Annotated in this window: 27 protein-coding genes and 1 pseudogene; 11 read left to right on the top strand and 17 right to left on the bottom strand. The window is 68.5% G+C overall.

Annotated features, from left to right (window positions below; genetic code table 11):
* Positions 1-724 precede the first annotated feature (724 nt).
* From MFF04_RS03260 to MFF04_RS03235, 6 genes are all read right to left on the bottom strand, one after another.
* On the bottom strand, positions 725-1597 hold the full coding sequence (locus tag MFF04_RS03260; RefSeq protein ID WP_238274030.1) for a 3'-5' exonuclease: 873 nt from the start codon (positions 1595-1597) through the stop codon (positions 725-727).
* A gap of 169 nt (positions 1598-1766) precedes the next feature.
* Positions 1767-3848: an AAA family ATPase gene (locus tag MFF04_RS03255; RefSeq protein ID WP_238274029.1), complete on the bottom strand. Its 2082-nt coding sequence runs from the start codon at positions 3846-3848 to the stop codon at positions 1767-1769.
* A gap of 886 nt (positions 3849-4734) precedes the next feature.
* Complete coding sequence (locus tag MFF04_RS03250; protein ID WP_238274028.1) at positions 4735-5751, bottom strand: metallophosphoesterase family protein; 1017 nt, start codon at positions 5749-5751, stop codon at positions 4735-4737.
* A gap of 270 nt (positions 5752-6021) precedes the next feature.
* The gene (locus tag MFF04_RS03245; RefSeq protein ID WP_238274027.1) at positions 6022-6798 is read right to left on the bottom strand and encodes a metallophosphoesterase; all 777 of its coding nucleotides are present in this window, start codon (positions 6796-6798) and stop codon (positions 6022-6024) included.
* Positions 6799-6849: 51 nt separating this feature from the next.
* On the bottom strand, positions 6850-7290 hold the full coding sequence (locus MFF04_RS03240) for a hypothetical protein (protein ID WP_238274026.1): 441 nt from the start codon (positions 7288-7290) through the stop codon (positions 6850-6852).
* 128 nt (positions 7291-7418) lie between these two features.
* Positions 7419-8396 (bottom strand): DUF6634 family protein, encoded by a 978-nt coding sequence (locus MFF04_RS03235; protein ID WP_238274025.1) that lies wholly within the window; start codon positions 8394-8396, stop codon positions 7419-7421.
* Here MFF04_RS03235 and MFF04_RS03230 point away from each other — a divergent pair.
* Complete coding sequence (locus MFF04_RS03230; RefSeq protein ID WP_238274024.1) at positions 8389-8949, top strand: helix-turn-helix domain-containing protein; 561 nt, start codon at positions 8389-8391, stop codon at positions 8947-8949. The genes MFF04_RS03235 and MFF04_RS03230 overlap by 8 nt on opposite strands.
* A gap of 349 nt (positions 8950-9298) precedes the next feature.
* On the opposite strand, the gene MFF04_RS03225 is transcribed toward MFF04_RS03230, so the two are convergent.
* From MFF04_RS03225 to MFF04_RS03190, 8 genes are all read right to left on the bottom strand, one after another.
* Positions 9299-9811, bottom strand: a complete 513-nt coding sequence (locus tag MFF04_RS03225; protein ID WP_238274023.1) for a DUF2243 domain-containing protein — start codon at positions 9809-9811, stop codon at positions 9299-9301.
* 143 nt (positions 9812-9954) lie between these two features.
* Positions 9955-10074, bottom strand: coding sequence for a DUF2474 domain-containing protein (locus MFF04_RS03220; RefSeq protein ID WP_238274022.1), 120 nt, complete (start codon positions 10072-10074; stop codon positions 9955-9957).
* Complete coding sequence (gene cydB / locus MFF04_RS03215) at positions 10071-11090, bottom strand: cytochrome d ubiquinol oxidase subunit II (protein WP_238274021.1); 1020 nt, start codon at positions 11088-11090, stop codon at positions 10071-10073. Before cydB ends, MFF04_RS03220 begins: the two co-directional genes overlap by 4 nt.
* 4 nt (positions 11091-11094) lie before the next feature.
* Positions 11095-12516, bottom strand: coding sequence for a cytochrome ubiquinol oxidase subunit I (locus MFF04_RS03210; protein WP_238274020.1), 1422 nt, complete (start codon positions 12514-12516; stop codon positions 11095-11097).
* Positions 12517-12542: 26 nt separating this feature from the next.
* The gene (locus MFF04_RS03205; RefSeq protein WP_238274019.1) at positions 12543-13328 is read right to left on the bottom strand and encodes a sulfite exporter TauE/SafE family protein; all 786 of its coding nucleotides are present in this window, start codon (positions 13326-13328) and stop codon (positions 12543-12545) included.
* A complete protein-coding gene (locus tag MFF04_RS03200) occupies positions 13325-13756 on the bottom strand; it encodes an ArsR/SmtB family transcription factor (RefSeq protein ID WP_238274018.1) in 432 nt (143 codons plus the stop codon). The genes MFF04_RS03205 and MFF04_RS03200 overlap by 4 nt, the downstream gene beginning before the upstream one ends.
* Positions 13753-14646: an MBL fold metallo-hydrolase gene (locus MFF04_RS03195; protein ID WP_238274017.1), complete on the bottom strand. Its 894-nt coding sequence runs from the start codon at positions 14644-14646 to the stop codon at positions 13753-13755. The genes MFF04_RS03200 and MFF04_RS03195 overlap by 4 nt, the downstream gene beginning before the upstream one ends.
* A complete protein-coding gene (locus MFF04_RS03190; RefSeq protein ID WP_238274016.1) occupies positions 14643-15314 on the bottom strand; it encodes a peroxiredoxin in 672 nt (223 codons plus the stop codon). The genes MFF04_RS03195 and MFF04_RS03190 overlap by 4 nt, the downstream gene beginning before the upstream one ends.
* Positions 15315-15441: 127 nt before the next feature.
* Between MFF04_RS03190 and MFF04_RS03185 the strand changes: the two genes are divergently transcribed.
* From MFF04_RS03185 to MFF04_RS03170, 4 genes are all read left to right on the top strand, one after another.
* Entirely contained in the window at positions 15442-17115 is a 1674-nt protein-coding gene (locus MFF04_RS03185; RefSeq protein WP_238274015.1) for a bifunctional protein tyrosine phosphatase family protein/NAD(P)/FAD-dependent oxidoreductase, read from the top strand.
* 119 nt (positions 17116-17234) lie between these two features.
* Positions 17235-17762 carry a response regulator transcription factor gene (locus MFF04_RS03180; RefSeq protein ID WP_238274014.1) on the top strand — a complete coding sequence of 176 codons (528 nt, stop codon included), beginning with the start codon at positions 17235-17237 and terminating at the stop codon, positions 17760-17762.
* 124 nt (positions 17763-17886) lie between these two features.
* Positions 17887-18939 (top strand): YeeE/YedE family protein, encoded by a 1053-nt coding sequence (locus tag MFF04_RS03175; protein ID WP_238274013.1) that lies wholly within the window; start codon positions 17887-17889, stop codon positions 18937-18939.
* A gap of 157 nt (positions 18940-19096) precedes the next feature.
* The gene (locus MFF04_RS03170; RefSeq protein WP_373319944.1) at positions 19097-19597 is read left to right on the top strand and encodes a GlcG/HbpS family heme-binding protein; all 501 of its coding nucleotides are present in this window, start codon (positions 19097-19099) and stop codon (positions 19595-19597) included.
* A 79-nt stretch (positions 19598-19676) separates the two neighbouring features.
* Here MFF04_RS03170 and MFF04_RS03165 read toward each other — a convergent pair whose 3' ends face one another.
* Positions 19677-20033 carry an ArsR/SmtB family transcription factor gene (locus MFF04_RS03165; RefSeq protein WP_238274012.1) on the bottom strand — a complete coding sequence of 119 codons (357 nt, stop codon included), beginning with the start codon at positions 20031-20033 and terminating at the stop codon, positions 19677-19679.
* Positions 20034-20036: 3 nt separating this feature from the next.
* On the bottom strand, positions 20037-20432 hold the full coding sequence (locus MFF04_RS03160) for a thioredoxin domain-containing protein (RefSeq protein WP_238274011.1): 396 nt from the start codon (positions 20430-20432) through the stop codon (positions 20037-20039).
* 88 nt (positions 20433-20520) lie between these two features.
* Here MFF04_RS03160 and MFF04_RS03155 point away from each other — a divergent pair, with 88 nt between their 5' ends.
* Positions 20521-21255, top strand: a complete 735-nt coding sequence (locus MFF04_RS03155) for a cytochrome c biogenesis CcdA family protein (protein ID WP_238274010.1) — start codon at positions 20521-20523, stop codon at positions 21253-21255.
* Positions 21256-21305: 50 nt separating this feature from the next.
* On the opposite strand, the gene MFF04_RS03150 is transcribed toward MFF04_RS03155, so the two are convergent.
* Positions 21306-21896 carry a hypothetical protein gene (locus MFF04_RS03150; RefSeq protein WP_238274009.1) on the bottom strand — a complete coding sequence of 197 codons (591 nt, stop codon included), beginning with the start codon at positions 21894-21896 and terminating at the stop codon, positions 21306-21308.
* 228 nt (positions 21897-22124) lie between these two features.
* On the opposite strand from MFF04_RS03150, the gene MFF04_RS03145 reads away from it, so the two are divergent.
* From MFF04_RS03145 to soxA, 5 genes and pseudogenes are all read left to right on the top strand, one after another.
* Positions 22125-22700 (top strand): thioredoxin family protein, encoded by a 576-nt coding sequence (locus MFF04_RS03145; protein WP_238274008.1) that lies wholly within the window; start codon positions 22125-22127, stop codon positions 22698-22700.
* Between the two features lie 172 nt (positions 22701-22872).
* On the top strand, positions 22873-23349 hold the full coding sequence (gene soxX, locus MFF04_RS03140) for a sulfur oxidation c-type cytochrome SoxX (RefSeq protein WP_238274007.1): 477 nt from the start codon (positions 22873-22875) through the stop codon (positions 23347-23349).
* A 29-nt stretch (positions 23350-23378) separates the two neighbouring features.
* Complete coding sequence (gene soxY / locus MFF04_RS03135; RefSeq protein ID WP_238274006.1) at positions 23379-23837, top strand: thiosulfate oxidation carrier protein SoxY; 459 nt, start codon at positions 23379-23381, stop codon at positions 23835-23837.
* Positions 23838-23878: 41 nt separating this feature from the next.
* A complete protein-coding gene (gene soxZ / locus MFF04_RS03130; RefSeq protein ID WP_238274005.1) occupies positions 23879-24208 on the top strand; it encodes a thiosulfate oxidation carrier complex protein SoxZ in 330 nt (109 codons plus the stop codon).
* A gap of 56 nt (positions 24209-24264) precedes the next feature.
* Positions 24265-25137 (top strand): annotated as a pseudogene (gene soxA / locus MFF04_RS03125) (sulfur oxidation c-type cytochrome SoxA).
* The last annotated feature ends 1 nt before the right edge of the window (position 25138 follow it).

Raw genomic sequence — 25138 nt, 5'->3', positions numbered from 1 at the left:
CCTCGGCTGCCGATGGGGGCGCTCAAGCCTTCCTCAATCGGCGTCCCATCCATTTGGCCGCCTCCGGCAAGGAGGAGAAATCCGGGTTGTATGACCCGCGCGGCCGCAGCCGTGCATCAAGGGCGAACAGTCCGAGGCGATTGTCGCCCGCCGGCAGCAGCAACGCCCTGACGGCGCCGTCGTGATGCACCAGCCAGCCGCGGCTGCGCACGTCGCCGTCGCCGAGCTTGATCTCAGTGAGCTGTGGGGCCGCGCGCCGCTGTAATGGCCTCCGTGCGGCCGTGGCATCGGGACGAAACGGAGAGATTCCGCCGCGTGGTACGACCGCTCTTCGCGTGGGCGCCAAACCCGGCCGGCCGGGATCTGTCGATCTGTGGGATACTTTAACCGTCAAGGCCATGCTCCCGGGCGAGCCCATCATCATACCAGCGCCGTTCGACCTTTCCCGCATCACGCGGTCCCAGCCCCCCTCCGAGCGAACGCGGTCCGGGCGTCGGCGAGGCCGCGCGACCTCGTCCCACAAGGTCGCGTTCTCGGTCGCGAAGCCTGGGTCGTCGCTGCAACGCGCAGATCGTCTTTCGCGCGGCTTGGAGGTGAGCCGCTTCCGTTCCGCGTCCAGCCGACCGACGGCTTCCTCTACCGACGCCGCCCGAACCGCCTTGGCGAAGCATGCCAAAGCGCCCCCGCAGACGCTCCAGCAACGACGTCACTATCAGGCGTGCAATCAGGCGCCGGAGAGGCCCCCCCGGTCTCCCGGATCGGCTCCCTCACCGGCCTCGGCGTCGCTAGCCCCCGTCGTGCGCCCCACGCACATCGGCACGCGCCTGCCATTCCGCACCCATTCGCGTGCGAACGCCGCCAAGTGCGGGCGCGCCGTCCCCTCCGCTTCCAGGTACCGCAGGAGCCCATCGACCGCGGCGTCGTGCCCCGCGGCATTGGTCCTTCCCGTCAGGTGCGCCCAACGCAGGAAGACGACGTAGAGGTTGGCGACGTCAGTCTCGCAGTAGGCTCGCACCCGGCCGAGTTCCCCCCGCGCGACCAAGTCGCCGACGCAGGAGCCGTGCTCTCCCATTTTGCCCGGTGCCCCGACCGCCGCCGAAGCCTCCTCCAGGGTGAGCCGCGGGGATGCCCCGAAGGATGAGATCGTGTCCATGAGGTCGAGGTGCCACTCCTGGGCATGCCGCTGGCCGTAATTGGCCCAGCGCGTCCCGCGCAAGAACCATGACGGAGCCGCGAGACCGTGCATGAGCGAACGGGCGAGGACCACCGGCATGTCGAACGCCCTGCCGTTCCATGTGACGAGCCGGTAGCGCTCGCTCTCGAAGAGGCGCCAGAACGCTCGCAGCAACCGTGCCTCGTCCCACCCCGGCTCGCCGCCGCTCCGGCACGATCGCAGCGCGTATGTCTCGAAGCCCGTGGCCGGGTCACGCTCGACCGAAACCTCCACCACCGAAATGGCGACGACCTGATGCCAGGGCGCCTTCGGGAACCGGTCGGCGGCCCAGTCGGCCGGCATCAGGACCGGGTCTGGTACGGTCTCGATGTCGAGCATCATCAGCGTGTCGTTACAGGCCTCCTCGTCGACGCGGCGGCGCACCGGACGCCATCCCCCTGCCGGTCTAGGGACCTCCTTCGGGGCAGTGGCATCGAACAGGGTGCGTTCCGCAAGCGGATGGCGGGCAGGCGACCGCGATGCCGACGGCTCCCGGCGGGCGGACGGTTGGCGAGCGAAGGACGTCATGGCCTCTCCTTCCCAATTGTCATGCTCAGTTGGCGTGCGTGCGTCGGGCACCGCGGCCCGGATTGACCCGGCGTCGGGGCGAGGCGGTCGTTCCCGCGAACAGCCTCCGCGTGGTCGCATCGTCGAGGTAGCCTGTCCGGAAAAGGGCCTCCGCAATCCGTTCGAGTGCGAGGCGCTCGGTCCGCATCAGATCGCATGCGCGGTCATAGGCACGGCCGAGGCGCTCCAGTACCGGGCGCATCAACCACGGCATCCGAATGAGGTCGGCGTCGTGGACGGAGGCGAGGGACAGCAGAGGGAACTCCGCCGAGAATCCCCAAGATGCCTCCATGGCGACCGCGCAGCGGGTCGCCTCGGCGAGGTCGGAGACCGCGCCTGCCGAGACCTCGCCAAGAAGAACCTCTTCGGCCGCACGCCCAGACAGCGTCATCACCAGGGACCGTTCGAGATCGCCCTCGGTCAAGGTACCGTAGGCGTCGGCAAGGACGTGCTCGGTCAGGCCGCCCGTCGGCGCGACGGTTAGCGTCACCGGTCCGCTCGCGCCTGCGGCCAGGAGCGCGACCGCATGGCCGGCCTCGTGGACGGCGCAGCGCATCCGGAGCCCATCCCCCAGCGCCGGCGCACCGTTCGACGCGGCCGCCACCAGATCGTCAACCGTGAGGGGCCGGGCGGCCCTTCGTGCGCTGCCCCTTGCCCGGCGTACGAGCGCCTCGACGTCCGCGCCCGTCATGCCGCGCAACAGAGGGACGACCGGGGCCAGTTCGAGGCTTCCGGCTCCCGGCCCGAGATACTGGCCGAGCATGCCGGCCAGCGCGTCGAGGTTTGGTAAATCGATCCGGAAGTGCCGCTCCAGGCGCCCCGAACGTAGGATCGCAGGATCAATCCTTGCAGGATGGTTCGTCGTAGCCACGACCACAACGCCCTCGCGCCCGACGGCGCCATCGAGATGCTCCAGGAGCGCATTGACGACTTGGCTGGAGTAATCCCGATGATTTTCTGAGAATGTATTCCTATCTCCGAACGAATCGAGCTCGTCGAGAAGGACTACGCAAGGCGACCGCCGCGCCTCCTCGAAGAACTGTCGCATGGCACCCAGCGTGTGGCCGAGATGGCCGTCGCGGGCGCTCTGCCACTGCGCGAGCGAGCCGGGATGCAACGGCAGGTTCGCGCTCCGGGCCAGGGCCATGGCGAACCGCGTTTTGCCCGTGCCGGGCGCGCCGCTAACAAGGGCGGCAGACTCGCAGGCCTCGAACGGGATCCGCCCTTCGTGCCATGACTTTAGGTCCGCCACGAGGTTGAGGCCCCAGTCGCGGGCGGCTCCGAAGCCAAGCAGTTCCTCAAGGCGTGGCACATTCGCCGCTCGCTGCCTCTCTCGCAGGCGTGGGCGCCCGAGGCGCTCAAGGGCTTCCGACGCTCCGCGGCCCGGACGGATACCGATGCGGAGCTCGGCGGCTGCCCACGCCCCGATGCGGTCCGGGAGCGTCGAGAGAGGCGGAACCTCGCCGGTCACCACCTCGATTACGAGGCGAAGCGCTCCGGCGTCGAGCGGTCCGACGAGGATCTCCCGGTCGACGGCCTGAAGGAGGTCGCGCGGCAGCGTCTTGGCGGGATCGTCGGCCACGCCCAGGAGCGGGATGCCCGCGACCACGGCCGCGCCGACCACTTCGTTGCCGCGTTCTGGCCGATGCTCGCGCGACGACCCGTCCCGTGCGAAAACGACGACCTCGCGGCGGCCTCGCTCACCCCATGATCCGCGACCGGCCTCACCGTCGCGGACCCTCCATCCCAAACCGAAGAGGCAGGGGCCCACGACGCACCGCATCGGCTCGACCCAATCCGCCGCCGGCACGCGCACCAGCAGCACCGGGAAGCGGTCGTCGGCAAGCAACGGTTCGGACGGAGCGAGAGCGTGCGCCAGCATGACCGCCGCGGCTACGATGTCGGCGGCTAGCCTGGGCACGGCGGAGCCTTCCTGCCGCCCGTGCGCGAGGGCGTCGATCTCCGCCTCGTCCAGACACCACGACGGGTCCGGGCTCGCGGCTTCCTTCCGCATAGTCTCGATAAAGGCGCGCGCCATGGCGCACCCCGCCACGTTCGGTTCGGGCATGGCTTCCTCCGGCTTCACTCGGCAAGGCGTTGGCGTGGGGTCTATGGCTCAGCGACGGCGCGGGGGGGGCGCCTCCTCGGTCGTGCCCAGCGCGCCGCGAGCCGCAACAGGCGGCGGTCGCCCGCGCCGCGCCGTGCCAGCGCGCGCAAGGCGTAAGCGATGACTGTCGGCGCCGTCGGGTCGCCCCGCTCGGCCAGCAGCAGGAGGTTGCCCATGACCAGGTCTGACGCGACCGAGTCCGCACCGCATGCCCGAACTTGGCGGATCGCCAGCGCGGCGGCGGCGGCGGCATCCCCGTTCCTCGCGGCTGGCCACCGCGGCTCGCCCAGGATCGACGTCGACGCCAATAGCCGTGCAAGCGCCATCGCCTCCGAGCCGCCGAGACTACCAGGGGCGCGCGTCCGCCAAGCCGCCATCGGTCCAGCGTCGACGCGGATCGACGGCGTCCGTCGTGATGCCCGGCCCGCGTGCATCACGTCCGGACCCGAATGGATACAGGCGGTCTTCGAACTCATCTCCCCTCCGACCGTTCCGCTGACCCGAGCCGGCAGCGCACCCGCCACGTTCGCCACGACAGAACTCGAAAGTTTCGTGGAAGCCGTCACCCACCCGAGATCTCGCGACACGACCGCCCCAGCAGCCGGTCGACCACGATGGCTCGACCGCGCGGTTCCTCATCATTGAAGGGATTGCGGTGTGATTTGGCGGAACCGTTCGAGGACCACAATTATACCAGCGATATATTTATGGAGCAAGCACCCCGAGACGCGGTAGCTATCGGCCCCGCCTTGAGGGCAACTGGGCCCCGTACCGTTCCGCAGGCCGGGGCCTCACATACGCGGCGTCCGTGAGAGCCGCGGATGAGATCGCCGACCGCACATCCGCTTCAGGCCTCGATCACCAAAGCCGGGTTGAAGGTGGCGGCCGTCTTCCAGCGTCGTAAGGGATTGGCCACCACCCGCGTCCGGCCGATCCTGTAGTCCGCCGATGCGACGGCCCGACCGTGCACCCAGAGCGCCGGCGCCCCCCAGGCGTGCATGACATCCTCCAGGTCCGAGGCATGCGATGCCGCCAACCAAGCGTCCCCAAGCCATCCCGGCCAGTCTTCCGGCAGGGAGCGGCGCGACGGCGCAAAATGAGTGAGGACAACCGCACGGTCTCCCGGGCGAACGTCGGGAACGAGCGTGCCGGGGCCCCTCGCGACACCGAGGGACTGGCAAACGATGCTGGTCAGAGCGTCCTCGATGTAGCCTCGGGATCGTGCGTGCGCCCCGAGGGCGTCGATTGGCGTCCACGGGCGCCCCCGCCGCAGCAGAACGCGCTTGCAATCCGCCCAGGAATGCCGCGCGGCCACCCTGGCGAGGCGGCCCTCGAACCGGCCTTCGAGGCACCAGTCGGTCCACAAGGTCGCCCCGACGACGATGGTCCCGCCCCCGGCGGGTGGTCCGACGCGGACGGTCTCGTCGGCGAGGAGGTGGATGCCGAGTTCCCGGGCGATTTCACGACCGCGGGCGACGGCCTCCACCATCGGCGTCTCGGACCACAGTTCGGCGCTACCCGCGACCATCATGACGGGCCTGTCCCCCTGCCGACCGTCCAGGGCCTGCGCCAGCCATCGCAGCGCAGGCTCCAGCCCTATGGCCACGCCGCCGGCAACCAAGAGCACATCGAACTCCGGAAGTGGGTCCGGGAGCCGAAAGCCCGGATGCCGGTCTACGATCAGGTCCGAGATGATCCAGAACCGGGCACCCTCCCGCCGCCCCGGGCTCGATGCCGGCCCGGGACAGGGCGGCAGCACCTCCGGTTTCGGGGTGATGCGTGCCTTGGGCCGGAACGGTAGCGGAAGAGGCTCCGGGACGACCTCGCCCGGCATCCGGCGCGGCGGCCGGACGTGCCGCGTCATGGCGACACCTCGCCGGTTTTCCACGACGGCGCCGGCGCGCGAGGAGGGCGGACGGCCGGCGAGCCCGACCCGGGCGATGCCGCCATGGCGGCATCGGCCCCGGCTGGGGGTGGGAAGGCGCCCGGAGACTGATCCTCCCGGGGCGCCTGCCCGACGTAGGCTCGGATCTGAGCGCGCAAGGTGTCCAAGCGAAGCCTCGGCATCGGTCCTCAACTCGCGGTGTGCTGGCAGGGTGCGACGGGAAGGGCCCGCGGGTCGTCGCGGGCGATCTCAGACCTCGACGACGAGGCCTGGCTGGAAGTACGGATTCTCGCCTGGATACCCACGTGGATTGCAGAGGACGCGGGTCTGGCCGAGGCGATAATCGAACGACGAGTGGGTGTGACCGTGCACCCAAAGTGACGGCCGGCCGTTCTCGATCAGGTCATCCAACCGGGACGCGAAGGCAGCATTGAGGGGCTTCCCGACGAACCGGGGGGCGATGCTGGCTGCCGCGGGAGCGTGGTGGGTGACCACGACGTGCGCCCGCAGCGTACTGTCCGCGTCCGGCCGCAGCGCACTTTCAAGAAAGCGGCGGGACGCGACGTGCATCGCGAGCGCCTCCTCCGGCCGGAACCGCTGCCACTCGGGCTTGCGCATCCAGGCGATGAGGCGGTGGTCGTTCATCCCCACGCGTGCATCCCGCATGGCGGCGGTCCGTGTCGCCGGGCCATCGAGCTCGTAGTCGGTCCAAAGGGTGCACCCAGAGATCGCGAGATCGCCGAAGCGGACGGTGTCGTTCTCCAGCAGATGGATGCCGGCTTCGGCTGCGGCGGCACGCCCCGCCTGCAACTCGTCCGGCAAACACTGGCGATAGTATTCATGGTTTCCCGCTACGAAGGCGACCGGCATGTGCGGGCGGACGGTGGCGGCGAGCCACGCCACTGAACGGGTCAATCCCTCGCCGACGTCGCCGGCGACCACCGCAAGGTCGGCGGCGGGAACCGGCGCGTGCATCCAGGGACCTCCGATATCGAGGTGCAGGTCGGAGAAGATCCACAAGCGCATGGAGCCTCCATCTGGCTATTGGCTGAGATCGACCGTGGGGCCGGCGTCCTGTCACCCGCCTGCGGACGCGGCGTTCGCAGTGTTTCCGGACCGGGCGCGCCACGCGCGGGCGAAGCGGGCATGGTGCGGCCCGCCCGCTCCGACGGCGAGCCGGTCGAGGGCGTCGGCGAGAAACGTGGCAGCGATCTCGTCGCCACGAAGGGCCAGCGCGAGGGCCGCCGTGGCGGCCACGTCGATGCCCGGATGCGTCGGCCCCCAACGTTCGAGCGTCGCTCGGGCCTCGCCGATCACCGCCGGGCCGTCGTCCCAGGTCAGGATGGCGCTCCCCGGTCCGTTGGCGGCGAGGGCGTCCGTTACGGCGGCCATCAAGGGCTTGGCCAAGTCGGGCGTGAGGGCGCCGGGCCCGACCGTCCGCCACAGCCGGCGGAGGGATGACGCGCCATCGGCCGCCGGCAGCGCCCAACGGCGTCCGCCCTCGATGTGCACCGGCATCTCGTGCCTTCCTCTCATGACGGCGCAGGCAGGCGAGGGCACCCTTCCTCTTGGGTCTCCAAGGGTGGGAATGGCATCCACGTGTCTGGAAAGGTGCGACAGCTCGTGTCGACGAAAGGACCTGCGCCCTACTGCAAGCTCGGACGCGAACCTGCGGGACGCCCCAGCCGGTAGAGTCGCGAATAGGTCCTGGCCCAGGTGCGACGGTCGGAGACGTACACCTCCGAGGTGCGAACCCGTCGGCCGGCGGGGAAGTCAGGATGCTGCGTGACGCGACCCACGAGCGCCGCCACCGGCCGCACCCCGAACTCCCAGTCATCCAGGAGAGGCGCTGCGGCGAGTTCCTGGGCGGACGGGTAACCGTCCCCCTCCGCGGCGTCCAAGGCGTCGGCGAGATCCCGGAGCCGTTCCTGCGGACCGCGGCGGTCTGCCTCGCCCATGCCGGTGAGGAAGCATGCGAGCAAGTCGGCAGGATGCTTGGGAGGCGCGAACGCGCCCGGCAGTATGGCACTCAGGACTTGGAGCGCGGCGCAACGGAACAGGTGAGGGAGCGGCACCCAGTGGGTCGACGCCGCGTCATCCGGTCGTGAGGCAGGCAGGCCGTGAGCGATTACGCGAACAAGGGCGTCGTCGAGCCCGACCGCGGACGCCATCTCACGCACGGTCTGTTCGAACGCTCTGCCAGAAGTGGCCCCGCAACCCAGCACCCACGGGCCAGGGCTGTCGCCGATCCGGCGAAGCGCGGACGCCGCGACGGCGCATTCCAGAGCGGAAGGCCCTACCGCCACGACCTTGGGACAGTCCCCGAGTTCCACCGGACAGGCCGCGACCCACCCCGGCGGCAGGTCGAGCACCACGAGGCGGTTTCCGGGAACGGCAGCCGTTTCCTCACGAAGGACCGTGGCGAACGACGGATCATCGTTGCATACCTCGACAACGCGCAACGGGTCCGGCACGCTGTCGGGACGGAGCAACCGGGATTCGTGCATGCCGACGACGCGTAGCAGCGTCGTGGCGGTGCCGACTGAGGCTGCGGCACGGGCAATGAGGACGGCGGCGTACGTGCCAACGGCACGGCCATCGCCACCGAACAGCGCGATGATCATGGTGGAACCCCAAAGGCAGAGGAAGGCCGTCTCGCTCGACGCGGGGTCGAGGGAGGTCGGGCAGGCGGCGGTACTCGATGAAGGGCTTAATTATACCTGTGCTATAAAAATCTTTCAAGCGTCTCCCGACATCCCCCCAGGCCTCGACTTCGCGTCGGTGCGGGATTTTCCGTTGGATCGGGTGGTTCCGGGTTACCTGTGCCAAGCCGCCCGCCTGCTGGTCGGCCTTACCCAGCAGGAGTTGCACGTGCTGGCGCGCGTCTCGAAAAAGTCGATCAACGACTACGAGAACGGCTTCATCGTGCTCCGCGTCGCACTCGCTGGGCGGTTGGTGGCTGCCCTACGCTGCGCAGGTGCCCGCTTCATCGCGGGGGAGGATTTCGTCGGGGTGATCGTGACCGGGCGCACGGCTGGCGTGGGCATCGTGTCCGAGCCTGCTGGGCAGGGTGCGCCGGGCAACGCGGATGCCCCTCATTCACCTTCCAACGTCAGGCCCCCTTCCTCGGGACCGGTCCGCTCCCGGCAGGCGAAGCCTCGCCCTCAGGATGAGTGAAGCGGCCGGCTGTGCTTGACCAGTTCGCCGCCGCACGCAGTCCCGCTTGCCGGCTGCCACCAGCCAATCGCAGCCCTCGACGAAAAGACTTGCGGCCCGTCGAGCGGCTTCGGAACGGTCGCGTCGCGCCCTTCGCGTGCGGATCGATGGCACGCGGCGTACCCGGTGGGGGGGACATCACCATTGGCGGCAGCGGATGTCGAGTAGGTCGTCGAGGGTCGGCGAAACCCTGAACATCAGAGGCCGCCACGTCGGGATCGTGGCAAGAACCAGGGCTGAAAACAGGACGAGCCATGGCAGGCCCTGCCGGATGCCGAGCCGGAGTTCGCGTCGCCTGACGTCCACCGGACTATGCCCGCACCGTTCGCGCCGTCGCTTGCTCCGCACGTCCGGACCTTACCAATAACCAGCCGGCGACGAGCATGGCGAGCCCCCATGCCAGGAAGCCAACATCCCAATAAATCCACTGTTCCCGGGGCATGAGTTCGTTGACGTGGTGCACGCCGAGGAACTGATGGTCGATCACGCCTTCGACGACATTGAAGAAACCCCACCCGATCAGGAGAGTGCCGGCAAGAAGTTTGTTGGACCAGTAGAGGTGACGGCGATGCGCAGTCCGCCAGAGGATAAATAGCCCGATGACCACGAAAACGTACGTCGTGCTATGGAAGATGCCGTCCCACAAGGTATTCAGTTCGAGGTTGGGGATAGAGTTGATGGGGTACCAGCTGCTCAGCATATGATGCCACTGAAGCACTTGATGCAGCACGATCCCATCGAAGAAGCCGCCCAGGCCGAGCCCGAACAGGATGCCCGCGCTTAGGGGGAACGACCGATCCTGAACCTGCTCGGCCCCTGCCATCCGATCCTCCGACTAGACGTCCCGCACCGGAGAGAGCACGCGCATCGTTTGCACATGTCGGTCCGGCAGCCAACAACATATGCAAGAAATTGAATTTATCTCGGTTGGCGTCGGCCTCCGGAGGCTGGAGGCCCTGCCGGCAGTCATTTCTTCAGCCACAGACGCAGTCCATAGGCGACGAGACCGACCGTCGCGACGCCGCCGAGCCAGAGAGCCGCGAACCAGCCGACGCGGGCGGCCCAGGAGAGAGAGGGGCGGCTCAATGGTATCCCTCCGTGCCGACCTTCCCCCGGAACACCCAGTAGGCATAGGCCGTGTAGGCGAGGATCACAGGGATCAGCACGCTCGCGCCCACCAGCATGAAGATCTGCGAGAAGGGGGGCGAAGCCGCCTCCCAGATCGTGACCCGGCCCGGCACGATGTCGGGGAAGATGCTGATGCCGAGCCCGATGTAGGAGAGGGCGAACAGGCCGAGCGCCAGCAGGAAGGGCGCCCGGTCGGCGTCGCGCGCCAGCGCCCGGAAGAACAGGGCCGCGCCGACCACCACGAGGAGCGGCACCTGCGCTGTCAGGAGCACGCTCGGCCACGCGAACCAGCGCCCGGCATAGGTGGCGTCCAGGAACGGGGTCGCGGCGCTGACGAGGCCGATGCAGGTGACGGTCGCGACGCCGAGGCGGAAGGCCATGCGCCGCGCGTGGATGCGCGTCGTGCCCTCCGTGCGCATCACGAGCCAGGTGGCTCCGAGCAGCGCGTAGCCGACGACGAGGCTCACCCCGGTGAGCAGGCTGAACGGGGTCAGCCAGTCCCACCAGCCGCCGCCGTACCCCCGGCCCGCCACCGCGATGCCCTGCAGGAGCGCGCCCAACGTGATGCCCTGCGCGAGGGCCGCCACCAGCGAGCCGCCCGTGAAGGCCACGTCCCATGCGGCGCGGTGTCGGGGATCGCGCCAGCGGAACTCGAAGGCGACGCCGCGGAAGATCAGCCCGAGCAGCATGGCGATGATCGGCGCGTAGAGCGCGGGCAGGATGATCGCGTAGGCGAGCGGGAAGGCCGCGAACAGGCCGCCGCCGCCGAGGATCAGCCAGGTCTCGTTGCCGTCCCAGACGGGGGCGATCGAGTTCATGGCGGTGTCGCGCTCCTCCCCCGGGCGCAGCCCCGGAAAGAGCAGACCGACGCCGAGGTCGAAGCCGTCCATCACCACGTAGGCGAAGACCGCGAAGGCGATGACGAAGGCCCAGACCACCGAGAGGTCGAGGGAGAGGCCGAGATCGACGGGCATGGCCTCACTCCGCGGGCTGGAGGTGGCGGTCGGGATCGACCGCGGGCGCCGGGGTGACGCCGGCGGTGCGGATCGGCAGGCCCGGCTGCAGGCCGGGCTCGGCCCCCTGGGGCGCGTGCGCCATCAGCCGCAGGATGTAGAGGACGCCCATGCCGAACACCGCGAAGTAGACCAGCACGAAGGCGACCAGGGAAGCGGCCACCGCTGGTGCCTGCAGCGGCGAGACCGAATCCGCCGTGCGCAGGAGCCCGTATACGGTGTAGGGCTGGCGCCCGACCTCGGTGGTGATCCAGCCGGCAAGCACCGCCACGAACCCGGCCGGGCCCATCGCCACGGCAGCGCGGTGCAGCCAAGGCATCGCATACAGGCGACCCTTCACGCGGGCCCACAGGCTCCACAGCCCGAGCCCCAGCATCGCGAAGCCGAGGGCGACCATCACGCGGAACGACCAGAACACGACCGGCACGGGCGGCCAGTCCTCCCGCTTCATGGTGTCGAGGCCCTTCAGCGGCGCGTCCAGGCTGTGCTGGAGGATCAGCGATGAAAGCTTCGGGACTTGAAGTGCGTAGCGGACGGTGGCGGCCTCCTCGTCGGGCAGGCCGAACAGGATCAGCGGCGCCCCATCCGGATGGCTTTGGAAATGGCCCTCCATCGCCATGACTTTCGCGGGCTGGTGCTCCAAGGTGTTAAGCCCGTGCGCGTCGCCGGCCAGGATCTGCAGCGGCGCGACGCAGGCGAGCATCCACATCGCCATGGAGAACATGGCGCGCGCGCCCGGGTTGGCGCGCTCCCGCAGGAGGTGCCAGGCGCCGACCGCGCCGACCACCAGCGCGGTGGTGAGGTAGGCCGCCAGCACCATGTGGACGAGGCGGTAGGGGAAGGACGGATTGAAGACGATGGCCCACCAATCGGCGGGCACGAACTGCCCCTGCGCGTTGACGCCGTAGCCCTGGGGCGTCTGCATCCACGAGTTCACCGACAGGATCCAGAAGGCCGAGAAGCAGGTGCCGACCGCCACCATCAGGGTCGCGAGGAAGTGCAGGCCGCGCCCGACCTTGTTCATGCCGAACAGCATCACCCCGAGGAAGCCCGCCTCCAGGAAGAAGGCCGATAGCACCTCGTAGGCCATCATCGGCCCGAGCACCGGCCCGGTCTTGTCGGAATAGACCGACCAGTTGGTGCCGAACTGGTAGGACATCACGATGCCGGAGACGACACCCATGGCGAAGGCCACGGCGAAGATCTTCAGCCAATACTTGAACAGGTTGATGTATACTGCGCGTCCCGTGGCGAGCCACAGGCCTTCGAGTACGGCGAGGTAGCTCGCCAGACCTATCGAGAAGGCCGGGAACACGATGTGGAAGGCCACCGTGAAGCCGAACTGCGCGCGAGCGAGCACAAGGGCATCGAGACTTGCGAGGTACATGGTGCGATCCGAGACGTTCTCTCGATTCAGGTCCAGGCGCTGCTTGTCCGGTACAGCATATAAGCGGCGACCGCGAAGATGAGAGAGGCGAAGATCTTGTCGAGCGTGCCCTTCTCCCCGGCAAGGCGGCACGCGAGCCGCATGCCGATCCAGCCGCCGACGAGACCGCCAGCGATGTACTCGGCCGCGACCGGCCAATCGATCATGCCTGACAGGGCATAGTTGGCCGCCGTCGCGACGCCGAAGGCACCGACTGCGAAGAGCGAGGTGCCGATGGCGTTGATCATCGGCATTCCGGTGGCGAACACGAGACCCGGCACGATCAGGAAGCCCCCGCCGATGCCGAAGAACCCCGACATGACGCCGACGGCCAGCGCCACCGCGGCCAACTTCGGCGTGAAGGCCGGCGGGGCGACCGCCTCGCCGGCCGCGGCGTTGCCGGAGCGATTGCGCGTGCCGGACCTTAGCATCAGCAGCCCGACGGCGATCATGACCAGGGCGAACAGGAAAAGCAGGCGCTCGCCGTCGAACGCCTTGCCCAACGTCGAGCCAACGAGGGCACCGACGACGCCGAAGGCAGCGAACACGAGCGCGTTGCCCCACCGCACGTTGCCCGCCCTCCAGTGGCCGGTGAAGTTCGCGAAGGCGCTCACCGCCACCGCGAGGGCGCCTGTCCCGATTGCGACGTGCGGCTGTCCGACGCCGACCACGTAGAGCAGGAGGGGGGTCGCCAGGATCGACCCTCCGCCGCCGATGAGGCCGAGGCTGAAGCCGACGAAGCCGCCGGACAGGAGAGCGAGCAAGGCGCTCATCGCGTGGGCCGCCCCGGACGCCTCGCCCCCTGGTCGAGCGCCGCGCCGCCGGTCCATGCGAACATGGCCGCCCCGCCGCTCCGGGCATGTTCGCTCGCCTTGCCGCGGCGAGGACGCCGCCGCGGCTCTCCCGAACAAAACATCTCGTGCAGGAACTGGACGAGATCGACCGCACGGGGCTCCGTCAGCGTATAGAATACGGTCTTGTGCTCGCGGCGGGTCAAGACCAACCCGGCCTCCCGCAACTCGCCCAGGTGCTGGGAGAGGCTCGGCTGGCGTATGCCGAGTTCGCGTTCCATCTCGGCCACGGAGCACTCGCCTTCGAACAATCGGCATAGGAGGCGCAAGCGACCCGGGTGGGCGAACACCTTCAGGAGGTCAGAGACCTCCCGGGCCATGTCCTCGGGAAGCGACGCCGCCGGGCTCATTCCCACGCAGCCCCTTCCAAGGCGTCGAGAGGAAACTTGAGATAGCGCCTGCCATTCGCCTCGGGCTCGGGCAGCCCACCACCGCGGATGTTGACCTGCAACGCGTGCAGGATGAGCTTGGGCATCGGCAGGGTGGCGTCGCGTTCTTCGCGGATGCGCACGAAGTCCGACTCGGTGCGGGCCGCGACGATGTGAGTGTTCCGCGCCCGCTGCTCGGCGACGGTGCTTTCCCAGCGCGCTTCGCGACCGCCGGGCCGATAGTCATGGCCGGTGAAGACGCGCGTCTCGCCCGCCAGAGCGAGGATGGCCTGGATCGAGCGCCAGAGCGCGGCGGCGCTGCCGCCTGGGAAGTCGGCGCGTGCGGTGCCCGAATCCGGCATGAATAGGGTATCGTGCACGAAGGCGGCGTCTCCGATCACGTAGGTGACGGAAGCCAGCGTGTGGCCCGGCGAGAAAAGAACCCGAGCCGGTACCTCGCCGACCGAGAAGGCATCGCCCTCCGCGAAGGTGCGGTCCCATTGCGAGCCGTCGGTCGGCAGGTCCACGAAGCCGTAGATCGCCTTCCAAAGTTTCTGGACCTCGACGACCCGCTCGCCGATGGCGGTCGGTGCTCCGGTTCGCTCCTTAAGGTACCGAGCGGCCGAGAAATGGTCGGCGTGCGGGTGGGTATCGAGGATCCACTCGACGGAGAGCCCCTCCGCCCGCACGTACGCCAAGATCTCGTCGGCGCAACGCGTCGCGGTCGCACCCGACTTCTCGTCGAAGTCCAGCACCGGATCGATGATGGCGCAGCGCCTCGTCCGCGGGCACGAGGCCACGTACTGGATACTGCCGGTTCGCCGCTCGTAGAACCCCCGGACGATGGGGCGTGGGCCGTCCGCTTCCGTCATGCTCGTAGGGTCCCCGTTCGGAAGTACCAGTCGCCGACCTCGCCCTCCGAGCGGCCGGCGGCCGCGTGGAACGTCAGCGGTGGCGCGACGAGGATCGGATCGCCCGGCCGCCAAGCTTCCGGCGTGACGACGTCCTCCTCGTCTGTGAGCTGAAGCGCGGCGACGAGGCGCAGGATCTCCTCGACGTTGCGCCCCACCGTCATCGGGTAGGTGGAGGCGGCCCGGATGATCCCGTCCGGATCGATGACGAAAGTTGTCCTTACGGTCGCGCTCGACACGGCGCCCGGCGGCAACATGCCGTAGGCGCGCGCGATGGCCATGGAGGGGTCCTCCAGCATCGGGAACGGCACCCGGACGCCGAAGCGCTCCTCGATGTTGTGGGCCCATGCGAGGTGCGACGAGAGGCTGTCGACCGAGAGGCCGAGCAGGTCGCAATCCAGCGCCTGGAACCGAGGATAGGCGCGCGAGAAGGCGAGGAACTCGCTCGTGCAGACCGGCGTGAAGTCGGCCGGGTGGGAGAACAAGACCAACCAGCGCCCGCGGTACTCCTCAAGCGTCCGCTCGCCCATCGTCGTGCGCGCCCGGAAGCCAGGGGCGGGATCGCCCATCACCGGCGGACAGGCCGGTCTGCCGACCGCATCGTCGCCCAAATCAATATGTGAAATCATATATTGATGTTCCTAGCGTTCCGCCGGCACAGCGCCAGCTATTCTGGGGATTGCGCCCCTGTCAATATCCCTTATGCTCAGATCAGCCAAAGTCAATATGTAATTTGACATAACGAAGGAGCCTGCAATGGACGCCAAGCTCATCACGAACGACTTGGCCGTCGCGCCGCAAATCGGGCCAGACGACATCCCGGCGGTTGCATCCGCCGGGTTCCGGTCGATCATCTGCAACCGCCCCGATGCCGAGGCCGCCGACCAAACCGCATTCCGCGAGATCGAAAGATTGGCCGGGCAGGCGGGCATCGCCGCGCGCTACCTGCCGGTCACCTCGGGCGGGATCACCGACGCGGACGTCGCGGCTTTCGAGACGGCGACGGGCGCCCTGCCGAAGCCGACGCTTGCCTACTGCCGCACCGGCACGCGCTCGGCCACGCTGTGGTCGCTCGCCGAGGCGCGGCGCGGTCGCGCCGTGCCGGAGATCGTGGCCGCCGCCAAGGCCGCGGGCTACGACATGAGCGGCTCGGCCGCCCGGATGGCAACGCGCGGCGGCGTCGCGACGGAGGGTGTCGAGAGGCGCTTCACGGTCGTTGTCGTCGGCGGCGGCGCGGCCGGCATCGCGGCGGCCTCAAGCCTGAAGGCGCGCAAGCCCGACTTGCAGGTCGCTGTCATCGACCCAGCCGACGTCCACTACTACCAGCCCGGTTGGACGCTGGTCGGCGCCGGCGTGTTCGACCAGGACGAAACGGCCCGGACCATGGCGTCGCTGATCCCGGACGGCGTGACCTGGATCAAGGCCGGCGTGGTCGCCTTCGAGCCCGAGAGGAAGGCCGTGGTGCTGGAGGGCGGCCGGGCCATCGGCTACGACCGCCTCGTCGTCGCCCCGGGGCTCAAGCTCAACTGGGCCGGCATCGACGGCCTGGACGAAACGCTCGGCCGGAACGGGGTCACCTCGAACTACCGCTTCGACCTCGCGCCCTATACCTGGGAACTGGTGCAAGGCCTCGGCAGGGGACGGGCCGTGTTCACTCAGCCGCCCATGCCGATCAAGTGCGCGGGCGCTCCGCAGAAGGCGATGTATCTCTCCGCCGACCATTGGCGGCGGTCTGGTCGCTTGCCGGACATCGGGATCGATTTCTTCACCGCTACGCCTGGCCTGTTCGGCGTGAAGGAGTACGTCCCGCCGCTGATGGAGTACGTCCGTCGCTACGACGCGAAGCTGCACTTCAATCACAACCTCACGCGCATCGACGGCCAAGCCAAGCGCGCCTGGTTCTCTCGCACGGCCGAGGACGGGACCAAGTCGACGGTGGAGACCGAGTTCGACATGATCCACGTCGTTCCGCCCCAACAGGCCCCCGATTTCGTCAGGACGTCGCCCCTTGCGGATTCGAGCGGCTGGGTCGAGGTGGACCAGGCGAGCATGCGCCACAAACGCTTCGCCGACGTCTACGCGCTGGGCGATGCCTGCAGTGCGCCGAACGCCAAGACCGCCGCCGCGGCGCGAAAGCAGGCGCCCGTCTTGGCGCACAACCTGTTGCGCGACATGGGCTTCATCAAGGAGCCGGATGCGGTCTACGACGGGTACGGCTCATGCCCGCTCACGGTCGAGCGCGGCAAGATCCTGCTTGCCGAGTTCGGTTACGGCGGCAAACTCCTCCCAAGCTTTCCGTCCTGGCTCATCGACGGCACGAAGCCAAGCCGGGCCGCGTGGCTGCTTAAGGAACGCATGCTCCCGCCGATCTACTGGCAAGGCATGCTCAAGGGACGCGAATGGATGGCAAGGCCCAAGCTGGCGGTTTGAGCGGGCAGCGCCAGGTGGCCGACACGAGGTTCGGGGTCCGGTCCGTCCGTTGGATGCGCTCCCCGGACAACGAAGCGCCGGCAGATCCTGCGCCGGAACTGGGCCTCGGATGTGGCGCATTGCTGCTCGCAGAGGCGGATCCCGTCGCGCGCGAGCGGCTGGCGGTCGAGATGGCCGAGCGCGGATACCGCGTCCAGGTCGCCTCCACGCTGGCCGAAGCCACGCTTGTCATAACGACGGAGAAGCCGAGCTTCGCCGTGATCGACTATCGCTTGCCCGACGGCAGCGGCCTCGCCCTCATCCCACCTCTCGTCGCCACGCGACCGACCGCCCGCATCGTGGTCCTGTCGCGCTACGCATCCCTCCGCGGGGCGGTTGCCGCCTTGAGGATGGGGGCGGAGGAATTCCTTGCGAGACCGGCGGCGCCTGGCGAGATCGATGCCGTCCTGCGAAACCTCCCGGCCGCATGCAGGCTGGCGCGTGCGCCCGCGTCGTCGATCCGGGACGTCGACCGACGCCATGCCGAGGCGGTGCTACGCGCCATGGACGCCAACGTACCCGCGACCGCCCGTGCCCTCGGCATCGAGACGCGCACCTTGCGGCGGCTGCTCTCGCGACGTCCCGCCGGCGCGACCGCCCCGCCATGACCACTCGGCTGTCTCTTGCGCCTCCCGGGATTACCTATCCTCCGACCGGAAACCGGACCGTGCTTGCGGAGGCAGTCGCCATCTCGACCCATGCCGTCGCATCCTCGGCCCCGAGTCTCGGTTGATGTTGGAACTCCTTCCCCCGCATCTGCTCCGGGCGGCGCTCGGCTTCGTCCTCGGAGTGCTGCTCGGCCTCGTCGCCCGACGTGGCCGGTTCTGCACCCTGGGTGCCGTCGAGGACGCGGTCTACGCGCGAGATACGCGACGCGCCCGTGCCTGGATGCTCGCCGCCGGCATCGCGATCCTCGGCACCCACCTGCTGGAGGCCTATGCGGGCCTCGACCTCGCGCGGTCGATCTATGCTGGCGCCCGTCTTGAATGGGGAGCCTTGGTCATCGGGGGCGCGATGTTCGGGTTCGGGATGGCGCTCGTGGGGACCTGTGGCTTCGGGGCCCTCCTACGCCTCGGCGGCGGCGACCTGCGGGCGCTTCTCGTCCTGCTGGTGCTGGGCCTCTCCGCCTACATGGCCGTCAGCGGATTGACCGCGCTCGGACGGGTAGCGCTGGCCGAGCCGTTGAGTGTGGAGCTCGGCGCGGCGGGAGCGCAACGCTTGGGGACCTTGCTCGGCCTCGGTCGAGGGGGCAGCGAAACGCTAGGCATCGCCGCCGCCGCGGCTTTGGGCTTCATGGCGCTCGCCGGACGCGAGTTCCGGAATAACCGGCGGCTGTTGTTCGGCTCCATCCTGATCGGATGCCTCATAGTCGCCGGCTGGTGGACGAACGGGATCGTCGGCTTCGATGAGTTCGAAACCCGTGCGGTCGGCTCCTTCAGCTTCGCCCGACCCGTCGGCGACACGCTGCTGTACGCCATGCTCGCCAGCGGGACGAAGGTCGATTTCGGCGTGGGCTCCGTCCTCGGCGTGCTCCTCGGCGCGTTCCTCGCCGCGCGCGGCACAGGCGAATTCCATTGGGAGGCTCCCGACGACGCGCGGGAGGTCAAGCGCCATCTCCTGGGGGCCTTCCTGATGGGCACCGGAGGCGTGACGGCCCTGGGATGCACCATCGGCCAGGGCCTCAGCGGACTGTCGACACTTTCGGCCGGCTCGATGCTCGCCCTGGCATCCATTCTCGTCGGGGCACGGGCCGGTCTGTACTATCTCGTGGACCGTCACACTTGAGCGTTTCGCTGTCGGGGCCGCCGCGGCGTGTTATGGTACGGCCTGAATCGTATCGCGAATAACGGCGGTGCGGGGGCGTCGGGAACGTTCGTAAGCGGCTTCTTGAAGCGGCGCCCCGACCTCGACGCCCGTGACGCCCGTTCGACGGGAGCAGACGATGAGAATGACATTGCGGCGCGGTTGCCTGATGGTGGCCATGATGTCGTCGTGTGCCGCCACGGCTCAGGACGGACTCGTCAGCTACCGTAGCCTGTCCCCGGACGTGGCGCTGGATCTGGCCCGTGCGTCGTTGGAGGCATGCCGGGCCGCGGGATACCAGGTTGCCGTTTCCGTGACGGACCGGTTCGGATCGCCGCAAGTCATTCTGCGCGACCGCTTTGCCGGACCACACACCCTGACGACGGCGAGCGCGAAGGCCTGGACCGCGACAAGCTTCCGCACGAACACCTCGGAACTCGTCGCCTTAAGTCAACCGGGGCAGCCGCAAGCTGGGATCCGCCATTTGCCGAACGTCGTGGTGCTGGGCGGCGGCGTGCTCATCGAGAGCGCCGGGACCACCGTCGGGGCCGTCGGCGTGTCAGGAGCACCCGGGGGCCCGGAAGACGAGGGTTGCGCGAAGGCTGGCATCCAGGCCGTGCGCGACAAGCTCGAACTATAGGTCTCGCCCGGGCACCGACGCCTGCCGGCCCGGGCTGTGCCGGAAGCCGACGGACAGGCACCGCGGTCCCGGTTTTCCGTCAGCCAGCTCGCCCTTCGCAGAAGGCGCGATGCAGGGCCGCGATGATCTCGCGGACCTCGGGACGCGCGAGCGTATAATAGATGTTTTTGCCATCCCGACGCGCCTCCACGAGGTCGTCGGCGCGCAGGCGTGCGAGTTGCTGCGACACGGCAGGCTGGCGCAGGTTCAGCAATTGCTCAAGCTCCGACACGGAACGCTCGCCCTCGACCAGGAGGCAGAGGATGACGAGCCTCGCCTCGTGCGCGAGGGCTTTGAGCAATTCGCTCGCATCGCGGGCATTGGCCAGTAGCAGATCCAAGTCGATGGATCCGGAGGCCGTGTCGTTCGTCGCCGTCTCCGCCTGCTGCAGCGGCATCGTTCATTCCTCTCCTGGCCGTTCGCCTGCAGGTGTCGTGCCGTCGGGACCGCTTCGGGGCGAGGCAGGCAATCGACCGAGCAGCCGTTCGGCCCTCCCCCAGAAGAAATCCTCACCCGGATAGCCCTCGATCCGGTCCAGCTCGCGCCCATCCTCGACGAGGACGAACGTGGGTGTGTAGCGGATCGGGCGCTTGAGCGTGAGTCCCGGCGGCACGCCTGCGTCGAGGTCGACCCGGCGCAAGGGTGCCCGGCGGCCTGCCTCCGACCTCGGGTAGATCGGGCCGATCACCTTCTCCCATTCCCTGCACCAGGGGCAACCACGCCGCTCGAACATCAGCAGTTCGGCGGCCTCCGCCGTCGGGGTCAGCAGGCAGAGCCCGCCCGCCCACGCCAGCATGGACCGCCTCGTTGCGCGCATCGGCCTTCCCAAGCGACCCATCCAGGCGCATAATATAGGGAAAGTCGAATATGTTCGAGGGGGCATCGTGACTGCCGACGTCGGGATCCTTACCGCCTTCGGCGCCGGGCTGCTCTCGTTCCTCTCGCCCTGCATCCTGCCGCTGGTGCCACCTTACCTCTGTTTCCTGGCGGGCGCCTCGTTGCAGGAATTGGTTGAACGGCCGAACCGCACGCTCGCGCGTCGGGCCGTGTTGCGGGCCCTGGCCTTCGTGCTCGGCTTCGCAGCGGTCTTCGTGATGCTTGGCGCGAGCGCGTCCGCTGCGGGCCAGCTCCTGGCTGACCATGTCGGCGTGCTGTCCCGCGTCGCCGGGATCGTGATCGTTGCGCTCGGACTTCACATGATCGGCGTCTTCCGCTGGATGCCGCTCCTGCGCGACGTGCGCTTCCAAGTCGAGGCCCGTCCGGAAGGCATCATCGGAGCTTTCCTGGTAGGGCTCGCCTTCGCGTTCGGGTGGACGCCGTGCGTGGGGCCCGTCCTGGCTTCGATCCTGCTGCTCGCCGGCGGCGAGGACGAGGTCGCGCGCGGCGCGTGGCTGCTGGCCGCGTACGCAGCCGGGATCGGGCTGCCGTTCATCGCCGCCGCCTTCTTCACCGGGCCGTTCCTGAGGCTGGCCGGTCGGTTCCGGCGCCACGTGCGTGCCGTCGAGGCGACGATGGGGCTCGCCCTCGTTGTGACGGGGCTCATCATCTTCGGCGGCTGGATGCCGCTCGTAGGCGCCTGGCTGACCGACGCCGTGCCCGTCCTCGGGCGCGTTGGCTGAGCGTCCGCCGCGCTCGGGGGGGGCTCCGGCAACCTGACCGGCCCGGGACTTCACCCGTAGCGGAACGCGAGGAGTCGCTCGAAGGCGCGCAACTCGATCAACAGGCGATGCAGGAGCTCCGGGTCGCGGGCGTCGAGCGCGACCGGAACCTTCGCAAGGCTGGCTGACATCCCGTCTGCCATGCGCCGGAATTCCGGGTCGGACCGGATAGTCTCGCCGGCCTGCGCGTCGCAACGGCTCACGGCCGCGGCCACGTCGGTGGCGGCGACCCCGATCCCGGCGCGGACAGCGGCTTCCGCGAGTTCCGGACGGACCAGACGATACCGGTCCAGGGCGTCGTAGCGCCCGGACAGGTCCGCAATGCAGTCGGAGAACAACGCCAAGCCGCCTGAGCGCCGCCATGCCTCCAAGGGCGCGGTCGCCGCCAGGACGATCTCGCGGGCCCGCGCGCCATCCTCCCGCTCGACCGCCTTCGCCGCCTCGACCAGGGAGGCGTCGAGCGCTTCGAGGACGGGGTTCAGGTCCGAGCGACGTCGCGTGAGCGCGACCAGCTTGGCGCCTTCCGTCCGCAGCGTCGAACGCCAGCGGTCGAGCGCGGTCAGGGCAAGGTCTGCGTTGTCGTGCGCGAGGTAGGCCAACACCGTACGCCGTTCACCCTGCAGACGGTCCAGGACCGTCCCGAGGTCTGAACCAGGCGTCTCTCCGGCGTGCGGCGCCGGACCGAACGCGGCGACCAGAAGGGCGCAGAGGCAGGCTCGGCGAAGCGCGGTTGGTAGACGTCGTTCGTGCACGGACCGCGCTCCCTGGATTGCCAGACGCCGACGAAGCGCCCTACACATGCACGAAGCAGAATATTTGGAGGAAACGCCATGTCCACCCGGCGCCGGTTCCTCGCGGGCGTCCTGACGCTCGGTTTGCCCCGGCGTGCCGGGGCCGAGCCGGTCCTGGGCGACGACGGCCTGTACCGGCAGCCTTGGTTCCTCGAAAGCTTCCTCGATCTCCCCGACGATCTGAAGGCGACGCACGAGCGAGGCAAGCGCCTCGCCGTGCTTTGGGAGCTCAAGGGGTGCCCCTACTGCAAGGAGATGCACCTCGTGAACTTCGCCGACCCGGGCACGAGTGCCTTCGTCCGCGACCGGTTCGAGATCCTGCAACTCAACATCATCGGCGCGCGGGAGGTGACGGACTTCGACGGGGAGCGCCTGTCCGAGAAGCGCTTCGCGGAGAAGTACGGCGTCCGCTTCACGCCGACCCTCCAATTCTTCCCGGACGAGGGAGCAGCCTTGGCGGGCAAGCGGCCCCGGGAGCGCGAGGTCCTGCGCATCCAGGGCTTTGTCGCACCCGAGGATTTCCGCCGTTCCTTCGCCTTCGTGTCCGAGCGCGGATACGAGCGGATGAGCCTGCGCGAATACCTGCGCTCCCCGGGGCCGGGGCAGAAGGGCTAGCAAGGCAAGCCGGACGGCCGCCCCTCAGGAAAGATTTCGACTTGACTCAAACGCGATCCGGGTCAAACTTGCAATAATTCGCATATGTCGATGGGTTGCGACCCACAGGCGTTGCGTGCGGCCGGAAAACGGTCGCGAAAGCCGCAGAGACGGCGCACGGAGGAAACGCCAGATGCGTGGGCCGATCACCGCCTATGCGCTCGCAGGGCTATGCGTCCTCGCGACCGCCGCCGGAGCCGAGACCGCCCCGGGTGGGCTCGCCACCTTCCGGATCGTGGCACTCGATGGCACGGACGCCATCCCGGATCCGTTGACCGATAAGCCGGGCGACGCCTCCGCCGGCGCCAAGGTCGTGGCGAACCGCCGTCAGGGCAACTGCCTCGGCTGCCACCAGATCTCGTCGCTGAAGACCGAATCCTTCCACGGTGAAGTCGGTCCCTCCCTCGACGGCGTCGCGGGCCGGTGGGATGCGGCGCATCTGCGCATGATCGTGGTCAACCCGAAGCATGTCTTCACCGACGCCACGGTGATGCCGGCCTTCTACCGGGTCGACGGCCTCAGCCGCGTCCGCCCGGAGTTCCAAGGCAAGCCGATCCTGACCGCCCAGCAGGTCGAGGACGTGGTCGCCTACCTCGCCACCCTGAAGTGACATAGCGAGCCGCGAAGGAGCCGCTTCCGATGAGACATTCCCTGAACCGCCGCCAAGCCCTGACGCTCGGCACTGGCGCCGTGGTGGCGACGACGCTCTCCTTGCGCGCCGGCCCCGCGCGCGCGGCGAAGAACAACACCGACGAGGCGATCAAGGCATTCACGCGCGGCAAGGAGCCGGCCAAAGGCAAGGTGAAGCTCGAACTTCCCGAGATCGCCGAGAACGGCAACACCGTCCCGATGACGGTCAGCGTCGATGCGCCGATGACGCCGGACAGCTACGTCGAGGAGGTGATGATCGTCGCCGAGGGCAACCCGAACCCCGGCGTCGTCAGCTTCCACTTCACCCCGTCGAGCGTCCCCGAGGCCAACACGCGCATCCGTCTGGCCGAGACCCAAAACGTCATCGCCGTCGCCCGCATGAACGATGGCTCGGTCTTCAGCGACGTGAGGCAGGTGAAGGTCACCATCGGCGGCTGCGGCGGCTAGCGCCTGGACGAAGCCCATCAGGACAGGACCCGGAGGACGACATGGCCGACGTGAAACCGCGGATCAAACTGGACAAGAAGGAAGTCGCCAAGGGTGGCGTCATCGAGGTTAAGACCCTGGTATCCCACACAATGGAATCCGGCCAGCGCAAGGACAAGGACGGCAAGACAATCCCGCGCAAGATCCTGAACAAGTTCACCTGCGACCTGAACGGCAAGACGATCTTCAGCGCAGAACTCGAAAGTGCCGTTTCAGCCAATCCGTATTTCCAATTCAAGCTAAAGCCCGAGGAATCTGGTACGCTGACCTTCACATGGGTCGATGACGACGGGTCGAAGATACAGGCCACCGAGCAGATCAAGGTTGCCTGACGCCCTCCCGGGGCATCCCGCCCCGGGGCGTCTCCCTACGCCGAGCCGGAGCTCCCATGCCGTCAGTCCGCTATCCTCTGGCGTTCGCCGCCGTTGCGACCCTCGCCCTTGCGGTCTCACCGCGCGCGCAGGACACGTCCTCGTCCACGCCGCGTGTGCAGGAGACGTCCGAGCGCCCGGCCTGGCAGGAGCACGGTATCAAGCCGCAGAGCCCCGACTCCCCCTTCGAGGAGGTCGTTTCGGGCCTGTATTTCCGCTCGAAGGAGACGCAGGCCATGCAGGCCGACGACTTCAACAACCCGGGCTTCCTCGCCGTGGAGCAGGGCGAAGAGCTCTGGTCGAAGGTCGACGGCGCGGCTGGGAAGTCCTGCGCGAGCTGCCACAACGATGCCGCGTCCACCATGAAGGGCATTGCCGCCGCGTACCCTAAGTGGAACGAGAAGTTGGCCAAGCCGGTCAACCTGGAGCAGCGGATCAACATCTGCCGCAGCGGCGCGCTGAAGGCCGAGCCCTGGGCCTTCGGCTCGCCGGAACTCACCGCGATGACGACCTACATTCGCAACCAGTCCCGCGGCATGCCGGTCGCCGTGAAGGTCGACGGGCCGATGACGCCCTGATTCGAGCGAGGCAAAGCTCTCTACTACCAGCGCAACGGCCAGCTCGACCTTGCCTGCGCGAGCTGTCACCAGTCGAACCACGGCAAGTATCTGCGCGCCGACTTCCTCAGCCAGGGACAGAGCAACGGCTTCCCCGTCTACCGCCTGCGCGACCAGCGCCTGGTGCCGCTCCACGAGCGCATGGAGGGCTGCATGCAGGACGTCCGGGCCACTCCCTACAAGCCGCTCTCCGACGAGTTCATCGCGCTGGAGACCTACGTCGCCTGGCGTGGCCTCGGCTTGCCGGTCGAGACGCCGGCCGTCCGCAACTGAG

Origin of the sequence: Methylobacterium jeotgali (assembly GCF_022179345.1) — a bacterium.
Classification (GTDB): Bacteria; Pseudomonadota; Alphaproteobacteria; order Rhizobiales; family Beijerinckiaceae; genus Methylobacterium; species Methylobacterium jeotgali.
The sequence above is the reverse complement of the archived record's forward strand: the minus strand, read 5'-3'. Positions and strand labels throughout refer to the sequence as shown.

Excerpts from the sequence above, each read along its gene's own strand:
- MFF04_RS03190 (WP_238274016.1), bottom strand. The coding sequence starts at position 15,314 with ATGATTTCACATATTGATTTGGGCGACGATGCGGTCGGCAGACCGGCC.
- MFF04_RS03210 (WP_238274020.1), bottom strand. The coding sequence starts at position 12,516 with ATGTACCTCGCAAGTCTCGATGCCCTTGTGCTCGCTCGCGCGCAGTTC.
- MFF04_RS03250 (WP_238274028.1), bottom strand. The coding sequence starts at position 5,751 with ATGACGCGGCACGTCCGGCCGCCGCGCCGGATGCCGGGCGAGGTCGTC.
- MFF04_RS03205 (WP_238274019.1), bottom strand. The coding sequence starts at position 13,328 with ATGAGCGCCTTGCTCGCTCTCCTGTCCGGCGGCTTCGTCGGCTTCAGC.
- cydB (WP_238274021.1), bottom strand. The coding sequence starts at position 11,090 with ATGCCCGTCGATCTCGGCCTCTCCCTCGACCTCTCGGTGGTCTGGGCC.
- MFF04_RS03195 (WP_238274017.1), bottom strand. The coding sequence starts at position 14,646 with ATGACGGAAGCGGACGGCCCACGCCCCATCGTCCGGGGGTTCTACGAG.
- MFF04_RS03245 (WP_238274027.1), bottom strand. The coding sequence starts at position 6,798 with ATGCGCTTGTGGATCTTCTCCGACCTGCACCTCGATATCGGAGGTCCC.
- soxZ (WP_238274005.1), top strand. The coding sequence starts at position 23,879 with ATGGCCGACGTGAAACCGCGGATCAAACTGGACAAGAAGGAAGTCGCC.
- MFF04_RS03160 (WP_238274011.1), bottom strand. The coding sequence starts at position 20,432 with ATGCTGGCGTGGGCGGGCGGGCTCTGCCTGCTGACCCCGACGGCGGAG.
- MFF04_RS03145 (WP_238274008.1), top strand. The coding sequence starts at position 22,125 with ATGTCCACCCGGCGCCGGTTCCTCGCGGGCGTCCTGACGCTCGGTTTG.
- MFF04_RS03255 (WP_238274029.1), bottom strand. The coding sequence starts at position 3,848 with ATGCCCGAACCGAACGTGGCGGGGTGCGCCATGGCGCGCGCCTTTATC.
- MFF04_RS03185 (WP_238274015.1), top strand. The coding sequence starts at position 15,442 with ATGGACGCCAAGCTCATCACGAACGACTTGGCCGTCGCGCCGCAAATC.
- MFF04_RS03175 (WP_238274013.1), top strand. The coding sequence starts at position 17,887 with ATGTTGGAACTCCTTCCCCCGCATCTGCTCCGGGCGGCGCTCGGCTTC.
- soxX (WP_238274007.1), top strand. The coding sequence starts at position 22,873 with ATGCGTGGGCCGATCACCGCCTATGCGCTCGCAGGGCTATGCGTCCTC.
- MFF04_RS03230 (WP_238274024.1), top strand. The coding sequence starts at position 8,389 with ATGATCATGGTGGAACCCCAAAGGCAGAGGAAGGCCGTCTCGCTCGAC.
- MFF04_RS03165 (WP_238274012.1), bottom strand. The coding sequence starts at position 20,033 with ATGCCGCTGCAGCAGGCGGAGACGGCGACGAACGACACGGCCTCCGGA.
- MFF04_RS03170 (WP_373319944.1), top strand. The coding sequence starts at position 19,097 with ATGAGAATGACATTGCGGCGCGGTTGCCTGATGGTGGCCATGATGTCG.
- soxY (WP_238274006.1), top strand. The coding sequence starts at position 23,379 with ATGAGACATTCCCTGAACCGCCGCCAAGCCCTGACGCTCGGCACTGGC.
- MFF04_RS03200 (WP_238274018.1), bottom strand. The coding sequence starts at position 13,756 with ATGAGCCCGGCGGCGTCGCTTCCCGAGGACATGGCCCGGGAGGTCTCT.
- MFF04_RS03235 (WP_238274025.1), bottom strand. The coding sequence starts at position 8,396 with ATGATCATCGCGCTGTTCGGTGGCGATGGCCGTGCCGTTGGCACGTAC.
- MFF04_RS03225 (WP_238274023.1), bottom strand. The coding sequence starts at position 9,811 with ATGGCAGGGGCCGAGCAGGTTCAGGATCGGTCGTTCCCCCTAAGCGCG.
- MFF04_RS03240 (WP_238274026.1), bottom strand. The coding sequence starts at position 7,290 with ATGCCGGTGCACATCGAGGGCGGACGCCGTTGGGCGCTGCCGGCGGCC.